Origin of the sequence: Mesorhizobium sp. WSM3859 (assembly GCF_002295065.1) — a bacterium.
Lineage (GTDB): Bacteria > Pseudomonadota > Alphaproteobacteria > Rhizobiales > Rhizobiaceae > Mesorhizobium.
This window is the reverse complement of record NZ_NSGG01000006.1, coordinates 316,537-323,068: the sequence shown is the minus strand read 5'-3', so window position 1 is coordinate 323,068 and position 6,532 is coordinate 316,537. Positions and strand designations below refer to the sequence as shown.

Here is a 6,532-nt window from a genome sequence, read left to right as displayed (position 1 = left end):
ATGGCAAAAGGTAAATTCGAGCGCACCAAGCCGCATGTGAACATTGGCACGATCGGCCACGTCGATCATGGCAAGACGTCGCTGACGGCGGCGATCACGAAGTATTTTGGCGAATACAAGCGCTATGACCAGATCGACGCAGCGCCGGAAGAGAAGGCGCGCGGCATCACGATCTCGACGGCGCATGTCGAGTATGAGACGGCCAACCGTCACTATGCCCATGTCGACTGCCCCGGCCACGCCGACTATGTGAAGAACATGATCACCGGTGCCGCCCAGATGGACGGCGCGATCCTGGTCGTGTCGGCCGCCGACGGCCCGATGCCGCAGACCCGCGAGCACATCCTGCTTGCTCGTCAGGTTGGCGTTCCCTCGATCGTGGTGTTCCTCAACAAGGTCGATCAGGTCGACGACGCCGAGCTGCTCGAGCTGGTCGAGCTCGAGGTTCGCGAGCTTCTGTCGAAGAACGAGTTCCCCGGCGACGACATTCCGATCGTCAAGGGCTCGGCGCTGGCTGCTTTGGAAGACTCGAACAAGACCATCGGCGAGGACGCCATCCGCGAGCTGATGGCTCAGGTCGACGCCTACATCCCGACCCCGGTTCGTCCGCTGGACAAGCCGTTCCTGATGCCGATCGAGGACGTGTTCTCGATCTCGGGCCGCGGCACGGTGGTGACCGGCCGCGTCGAGCGTGGCGTGGTCAAGGTCGGCGAGGAACTGGAGATCGTCGGCATCCGTCCGACCACCAAGACGACCTGCACGGGCGTGGAAATGTTCCGCAAGCTGCTCGACCAGGGCCAGGCCGGCGACAACATCGGCGCGCTGCTGCGCGGCGTCGACCGTGAAGGCGTCGAGCGCGGCCAGGTTCTGGCCAAGCCGGGCTCGGTGAAGCCGCACAAGAAGTTCGTGGCCGAAGCCTACATCCTGACCAAGGACGAGGGCGGCCGTCACACGCCGTTCTTCACCAACTACCGTCCGCAGTTCTACTTCCGCACGACCGACGTGACCGGCATCGTGACGCTGCCGGCCGGCACCGAGATGGTGATGCCCGGCGACAACATCACCGTCGACGTCGAGCTGATCGTGCCGATTGCGATGGAAGAGAAGCTGCGCTTCGCCATCCGTGAAGGCGGCCGCACCGTCGGTGCCGGCATCGTCGTCACCATCAAAGAGTAATCGATCCGGCTCTTGCCGGTTCGACATGGAAAGGGCGGTCTTCGGGCCGCCCTTTTTTCGTCTTGGAAACGAGCGGCTCTTTTTCAATTCTGTTGCAAGCATCGTCGCCCCAATTAGTATGGCCTGTATTCTTGGGGCTGCCAAACGTGGTTTCCGCATTCCGTTCAAAGATCACACGGTGCTGGCGCGGATTGATGCGGCTGGGGTTGGCCGCTGCCTTGACGCTGGCCGCCTTCGGCGCCGCCGCGAAGGAAGATCCTCCGGATTACGGCCCGACGATGCGCTTCGTCGTGGTGCGCAGCAGCGCGCTGGGCTGCGAGCCGAATTGCCCGGAATGGATTTCCGCCGAAGGCACGATCGAGGCCGGCACGCCGGGGCTGTTCAGGCGCTTGCTCAATACGCTCGGCGGGCGGCAACTGCCGATCGTCGTCAATTCTCCCGGCGGCAATGTCGATGCCGCGCTCCAGCTTGGACGCATGATCCGCAAGAACAAGCTCGATATCGCGGTCGGCATCACGGAGTTTTCCGGCTGCTCGCCGGGGATGAAGAACTGCCGTGGCAACGACGCCAAGCAGCAGCCCTATTCCGGCGTCGCTTACGACAGCGGCGCGATGTGCAATTCGGCTTGTCCGTTGATGTTTGCCGGCGGCATTCGCCGCGTTGTCGGCGAATGGGCCTATCTCGGTGTCCACCAGATCACCACCACCTTCCGGCGTGAGCAACTGCTCTACCGTACGACCTATCGGATGGTGAACGGCAAGAAGAAGATCATCAGCACCAGGATCGTCAGCCGCAAGAATGCCGGCAGCTACAAGACGTATGAGATGAGCAAGGCGGTCGAAAAGCGGCTGTCGACCTATCTGAAGGAGATGGGCGTCGAACAGGGCGTGCTGGACGTGATGAAGGCGACGCCCGCCAGCGACATCAGGCAGATCGAGCCCGACGACATGCTGGAGATGAAGCTCGTCACCAGCCTCGATTCTCTCGATCTGCTGACCGAAAAGACCATGTGCCGGCGCAACCCCGTGCCAGCGAATTGCCGCGAGGTGCCGTCGAATGCCAAGCCGGCCGAGGTCGCGAACGTCGAAGCCGCGCCTTTGCCCGCTGCCCCGGCCTCGGCGCCCTGGCCGCAGGTCCAGGAACAGGAGATGCGCTTCGTTGTCGTTCGCGGCAACAACCCGCTTTGCAATCCCGATTGTCCGGAATGGATTTCGGCGGAAGGCACGATCGCCGCAGGCACGGCCGGCAAGCTTCGCCAGTTGCTCGATACGATCGGCGGGCGCAGGTTGCCGATGGTCGTCAACTCGCCAGGTGGCGATGTGCAGGCAGCGCTTGCCGCAGGTCGCCTGATCCGTGAGCGCGGGTTGGATGTCGCGGTCGCCCGAACGGACTTTCTCGATTGCGATCCGGGCAAGGCGGATTGCGAACCAACCGAAGGCCTCTACAGCGGTCTCACCATCGATGCAGGCGCCCAATGCGACGCCGCCTGCGCGGTGATGATCGCCGGCGGCATCAGGCGCCTTGTTGGCGCCGATGCGCATTTTTTGGTGCATTCCATGGGCATGGAAGAGAAGGTCAGGGCGTATCTCGACGAGATGGCGATCGGCTCAGGCTTTTTTGCCGCCATGCAGTCGGCGCAGTTTGCCAAGCACAGGGAACTCAGCCAGGGCGAACTGCGCAAATTCGGGCTCGCGACCGGACCGCAATCGGTGGATGCGCTGACCGGGGCAACCATCTGCAATTCATCGCCGAAACCGGACAATTGCCGAGTGCTGCCGGCCGCCAATGCCGAGGCCGAGGCGCCTGCGAAACTTTAGAGCAATTCCAGGAAAGGTGTTTACGGTTTTCCGTCCGGACTTGCGTAGACAAGGAGAGAGCCCGCACTGGCCATCGAGGCAGGTTGAGGCGGGCAGGGCGGTGCCGCTATCCTCCTCGCGCGATTTGCGGAACGGAGGATCGGCGATGAGCGCGGAAACCCCGACTTTGTACGAATGGGCCGGAGGCAGCGAGGCGCTCAACAGGCTGACTCGCACTTTCTACGACAAAGTGGCACTGGATCCGATCGTCGGCCCCGTGTTCAAGACAATGTCGCCGGACCATCCGGCTCACGTCGCCGCCTTCATCGGCGAGGTCTTCGGCGGCCCGAAGACTTATAGCGAGGAGTTTGGCGGCCACCGCGAGATGGTGATGCACCATCTCGGCAAGCACCTAACCGAGGAGCAGCGCCGTCGCTGGATCAACCTGCTAGCCGACGCGGCCGATGAAGTCGGCCTGCCGGACGACCCCGAGTTCCGCTCCGCCTTCATGGGCTATGTCGAATGGGGATCGCGGCTGGCGAAGATGAACTCGAATCTGGGTGAGACCTGCGACCCCGAGACCGAGGCGATGCCGGCCTGGGGCTGGGGCGTGCCGGGCGGGCCGTACAAGCCGCCGGCCGGAAAGTCGTAGGCCTAGGCGCGTTTCCGGGAACGCAATCCGTCTCCGGCGACGATGCAAGCGAGAAATCCCGGCAAAGCTTTGAAAACGGCAGGTCAGTGCTCTTTACAGAGGGCCCGGAAGCTTTTAGGAAGCGCCTGCGCCGAACAAGCGCATGCACGGGCATAGCTCAGTTGGTAGAGCGGCGGTCTCCAAAACCGCAGGTCGTAGGTTCGAGCCCTGCTGCCCGTGCCATCTCCCAAACAGCCAATCCGAAGCCGCCGCCGTTGAAAATCGCCGGGTAGCTTGCCATATAGGGAAAATTGGGGCATAAGCCCCGCATAGCCGGGACGGGACGACTGGATGGTTCCGAGGCGGCGTTAGGACATAAAGCGGACCCTTGCCACTTGCGTGGATTAAGAATCGGTTTTATGTAGACAGAACAGACACGCGACGCGTGGAGCTGGGAAGCCGGCTTTACGCGTCTGATTTGCGTGGGTGAAATAGCGGCGCTGATTCGCGCGGCATGGAGCCCAGGCGGCACGTCCCGGCCAGCGGGATCATCCAGGAGGCCCGGCCAACGGGTCTTGAACACAGGCGGCACATGGCTTCGAAAACCACTAATCCCTTTACCTTTCTCCAGCAGGTTCGCGCGGAGACGGCCAAGGTGACATGGCCTTCGCGGCGCGAAACTATGATCTCGACCGTGATGGTCCTGGTGTTCGCGGTGATCGCGATGCTGTTCTTCTTCGCAGCCGACATTCTGATGGGCTATGCGATCGAGTGGATCCTGGGTCTCGGGCATTAATTCGGCGGTTTACGGAGAGGTCGTGAAATGACTGCGCGGTGGTATATCGTCCACGCCTATTCGAACTTCGAGAAGAAGGTCGCCGAGGACATCGAGAACAAGGCCAAGCAGAAGGGCCTGGCCGGCGAGATCGAGCAGATCGTGGTGCCGACCGAAAAGGTCGTCGAGATCCGCCGTGGCCGCAAGGTCGATGCCGAGCGCAAGTTCTTTCCGGGCTATGTACTGTTGAAGGCCAACCTGACGGACGCCGTGTTCTCGCTGGTCAAGAACACGCCCAAGGTCACCGGCTTCCTGGGCGACTCCAAGCCTGTGCCGATCACCGAGACCGAGGCGCAGCGCATCCTGAACCAGGTCCAGGAAGGCGTCGAGCGGCCGAAGCCCTCGGTCACCTTCGAGATCGGCGAGGCGATCCGCGTCTCGGATGGTCCGTTCGCGTCGTTCAACGGCGTCGTCCAGGAAGTGGATGAGGAGCGCGCCCGCCTCAAGGTGGAAGTTTCGATCTTCGGGCGCGCCGTGCCCGTCGATCTGGAATTCGGACAGGTCGAAAAGGGCTGATCCGAACACTCGCGCCCGAAGGGCGTCGGGACACCCGTGCCGAAAGGCGTCGGGGTGGTGTGAAAACGCCGCATAAACGGGTGGGAGGCGAAGGCGGCATAGCCGGCCGCTGGAACCGCACCACCGAACTGCAACCGCCGGTGTTCCCGAGAATGGGCCGGCATGAGAAAAGGCAGGAATAGAGATGGCTAAGAAAGTTGCAGGCCAGCTCAAGCTCCAGGTTGCCGCGGGCTCGGCCACGCCGTCGCCCCCGATCGGCCCGGCGCTTGGTCAGCGCGGCATCAACATCATGGAATTCTGCAAGGCGTTCAACGCGCAGACGCAGGAGCTCGAGAAGGGATCGCCGATCCCGGTCGTCATCACCTACTACCAGGACAAGTCGTTCACCTTCGTCATGAAGACGCCGCCGGTGAGCTACTTCCTGAAGAAGGCCGCCAACCTGAAGTCGGGCTCCAAGGAGCCGGGCAAGACCAAGGTCGGCACGATCAGCCGCGACAAGGTGCGCGCGATCGCCGAGCAGAAGATGAAGGACCTGAACGCAAACGACGTCGAGGCGGCCATGCGCATGGTCGAGGGCTCCGCCCGCTCGATGGGCCTGGAAGTGGTGGGCTAAGATCATGGCAAAGATTGCAAAGCGTGTTGCTGCGAGTCGCGAAGGCATCGATCCGAACAAGGCTTACGCCCTCAACGAGGCGCTGCAGCTGCTCAAGGACCGGTCCAAGGTGAAGTTCGACGAGACCGTCGAGATCTCGATGAATCTCGGCGTCGATCCGCGCCATGCAGACCAGATGGTCCGCGGCGTGGTCAACCTGCCGAACGGCACCGGCCGCTCCGTGCGCGTCGCGGTGTTTGCCCGTGGCGACAAGGCCGAGGAAGCCAAGGCCGCCGGCGCCGATATCGTTGGCGCCGAGGACCTGGTCGACATCGTCCAGAAGGGCACGATCGATTTCGATCGCTGCATCGCCACGCCGGACATGATGCCGCTGGTCGGCCGTCTCGGTAAGGTGCTCGGCCCGCGCGGCATGATGCCGAACCCGAAGGTCGGCACCGTGACCACCGACGTGGCCGCGGCCGTCAAGGCTTCGAAGGGCGGCGCCGTCGAGTTCCGCGTCGAGAAGGCCGGTATCGTCCAGGCCGGCGTCGGCAAGGTCTCGTTCGACGTCAAGGCGCTGGAAGAGAATGTGCGGGCTTTCGCCGATGCGGTGAACAAGGCCAAGCCGACCGGCGCCAAGGGCAACTACGTCAAGAAGGTGTCGGTCACCTCGACGATGGGCCCGGGCCTCAAGCTCGACATCGCGACGCTCGCCGCGTCGTAAGTGTCGTCGGGTCGGCTCTGAGTCACCATTGAAGAATTCCGGACCGCCGATCCGTCGACGGCCCGGTACCCCGGAAGCCGAAAGGTTTCCGGATATCCTGTCCGAGATTGCAGGCGGCCCAACAGCCTTAATTCATGTGGGCCTGCATGAGACGGGTGAAGACCCGACAAAGGAGCAAGTGCTCCAATGAAAGGTTCGAACCGTGTTTGCCTTTTGTCAGCGCATCGCCGGCTTCGCCGTCGATGTGGCGAGAAAGGGGGCA

The 6,532-nt window shown here is 62.8% G+C and carries 7 protein-coding genes and 1 tRNA gene; all 8 read left to right on the top strand.

From position 1 onward, the window contains the following. On the top strand, window positions 1–1,176 hold a 1,176-nt coding region (gene tuf, locus CK230_RS16265), incomplete at its 5' end, for an elongation factor Tu (protein ID WP_095818140.1). 194 nt (window positions 1,177–1,370) lie between these two features. Further along, entirely contained in the window at window positions 1,371–2,993 is a 1,623-nt protein-coding gene (locus CK230_RS16260; protein WP_245429934.1) for a hypothetical protein, read from the top strand. Window positions 2,994–3,138: 145 nt separating this feature from the next. After that, the gene (locus tag CK230_RS16255; RefSeq protein ID WP_095818150.1) at window positions 3,139–3,624 is read left to right on the top strand and encodes a group II truncated hemoglobin; all 486 of its coding nucleotides are present in this window, start codon (window positions 3,139–3,141) and stop codon (window positions 3,622–3,624) included. 146 nt (window positions 3,625–3,770) lie between these two features. Then, window positions 3,771–3,846: transfer RNA gene (locus tag CK230_RS16250), tRNA-Trp, on the top strand. A gap of 349 nt (window positions 3,847–4,195) precedes the next feature. Further along, a complete protein-coding gene (gene secE / locus CK230_RS16245) occupies window positions 4,196–4,399 on the top strand; it encodes a preprotein translocase subunit SecE (protein WP_027170383.1) in 204 nt (67 codons plus the stop codon). 27 nt (window positions 4,400–4,426) lie between these two features. Continuing rightward, entirely contained in the window at window positions 4,427–4,954 is a 528-nt protein-coding gene (nusG, locus tag CK230_RS16240; protein ID WP_095818149.1) for a transcription termination/antitermination protein NusG, read from the top strand. 184 nt (window positions 4,955–5,138) lie between these two features. Beyond that, window positions 5,139–5,567, top strand: a complete 429-nt coding sequence (gene rplK / locus CK230_RS16235) for a 50S ribosomal protein L11 (RefSeq protein WP_042642146.1) — start codon at window positions 5,139–5,141, stop codon at window positions 5,565–5,567. A 4-nt stretch (window positions 5,568–5,571) separates the two neighbouring features. Further along, window positions 5,572–6,270 carry a 50S ribosomal protein L1 gene (rplA, locus tag CK230_RS16230; protein WP_095818148.1) on the top strand — a complete coding sequence of 233 codons (699 nt, stop codon included), beginning with the start codon at window positions 5,572–5,574 and terminating at the stop codon, window positions 6,268–6,270. The last annotated feature ends 262 nt before the right edge of the window (window positions 6,271–6,532 follow it).

Coding starts and splice junctions, on each gene's coding strand:
- secE (WP_027170383.1), top strand. CDS start 4,196: ATGGCTTCGAAAACCACTAATCCCTTTACCTTTCTCCAGCAGGTTCGC.
- rplA (WP_095818148.1), top strand. CDS start 5,572: ATGGCAAAGATTGCAAAGCGTGTTGCTGCGAGTCGCGAAGGCATCGAT.
- CK230_RS16255 (WP_095818150.1), top strand. CDS start 3,139: ATGAGCGCGGAAACCCCGACTTTGTACGAATGGGCCGGAGGCAGCGAG.
- rplK (WP_042642146.1), top strand. CDS start 5,139: ATGGCTAAGAAAGTTGCAGGCCAGCTCAAGCTCCAGGTTGCCGCGGGC.
- CK230_RS16260 (WP_245429934.1), top strand. CDS start 1,371: ATGCGGCTGGGGTTGGCCGCTGCCTTGACGCTGGCCGCCTTCGGCGCC.
- nusG (WP_095818149.1), top strand. CDS start 4,427: ATGACTGCGCGGTGGTATATCGTCCACGCCTATTCGAACTTCGAGAAG.